This is a genomic window from Algorimicrobium echini (genome assembly GCF_900115185.1).
Lineage (GTDB): Bacteria > Bacteroidota > Bacteroidia > Flavobacteriales > Flavobacteriaceae > Algorimicrobium > Algorimicrobium echini.
Genome location: NZ_FOVN01000022.1, coordinates 1 through 1,416, shown reverse-complemented (window position 1 = coordinate 1,416; position 1,416 = coordinate 1). Strand labels below are relative to the sequence as shown.

The 1,416-nt window shown below is 29.0% G+C and carries 1 protein-coding gene; it reads right to left on the bottom strand.

What is annotated here, in order from left to right; translation table 11 throughout:
* Positions 1-393: 393 nt before the first annotated feature.
* Positions 394-1,284 carry a carboxypeptidase-like regulatory domain-containing protein gene (locus BM239_RS15230; RefSeq protein WP_177209062.1) on the bottom strand — a complete coding sequence of 297 codons (891 nt, stop codon included), beginning with the start codon at positions 1,282-1,284 and terminating at the stop codon, positions 394-396.
* Between the last annotated feature and the right edge of the window lie 132 nt (positions 1,285-1,416).

The window sequence follows — 1,416 nt, the reverse complement described above, 5'->3', positions numbered from 1 at the left end:
AGTTTAAAAGGTTCTGAATACCGTCTAATTACTTTGTCATTTTTGTACATAATGTTTAAAATTATGTAGCCTTTATTCAGGACGGGTCAAGCTTGTTGCCAACGTTTGTGTATATGGTTTGTTGCGTGTTTTAAGCACCTAAGTTAGTAAATAATTACCAACCAAGAAAGTTCGCGAGGACTTTCGTAAGTAGGCTAGAATTAGCAATAAATTATATACGGTGTTCTACACAGTAGTTTTTTCGGAATTTGTATTATTTGCCTAAATACTGTTTTCAGTTTTCCACGTGTGAGTGAATTCGGTCAACGTTTTATTTAACAATATCTTTCAATTCTGTTTTAATGAGAAATTTTAAAACTTACTAGTTTAAATAAGATTAATTAATACCTATATTTAGTTTTCATAATATTTTAGTTCTACATCTATAATTAAATCTCTGTAGTAATTCTTTTTAATTCCTTTCATATTTGCGAAAGTTTCTCCACCCAAAGTCCTATAATAGGTAGATGCTTTTTTAACATATGACTCAAGTAACATTGGTGTAATTACATAAAAAGCGCCTGCCTTTGGTTGAGTTAAACTTGGATTTATGGATTGTAACCCTATATATAAACCTTCCTTTGGAAATTTAATATTGTAATTTTTTAAATCCACCTCAAAAGGATGCTTTTTGTTTTTGTCTTCTGGTTTAATAATAATATCGCTCTCCAACAAAACTAAATCTTTTGGTTTTTTGCTAATGGAATCTACATAATAAAAATTTAACCTATAATGCACTGGTAGTTTTTGACCATAATCACTTTCATAGTTTCTAAAATAAAATGTAACGTTAAGTAACTTGCCAGACGTATTCTTATCATTATTTACAAGCTTAATAACTTCTTCGTTATACTTTATATTATGGCCTATTAACTTTTTACCTTTGGACTTTATTTTATAAGTTCCTTTTGATAATTTTTTAGAGGATTTTATAAGAACTTCGTTTAGAAGCTGTAAATCTTCTTTTAAAAAGAACGTATATATACTATCTTTTTTTGTGTGGTTTATAACTTTTTTTTGAGTTTTATAACCAACATAAGATGCCATTAAAGTGTCACTGTTTAAGCTGTTTTTATTATTAATTAGAAAAGCTCCTTTAAAATTTGTTGCTACACCTATTTGTTCCGATTTTAATATAACATTAGCATATACTATTGGTTCTTTAGAAACCGAATCTAAAACAACACCATTTACTTGAGCATTTAAAATATTAGTGAAAAATAATATAAAGCAGAATCTATTCATTAATGATTGCGTTTGAGTGAGTTTTGCTATTGTGTAGAACGGTAAGTGTATGAAATGGGCGAGTTTGCGTCCGAGGATTTTCCGCAGGAAAATCGGAAGGTAGCAAACGCACATTTACACTTGATTAGGGAC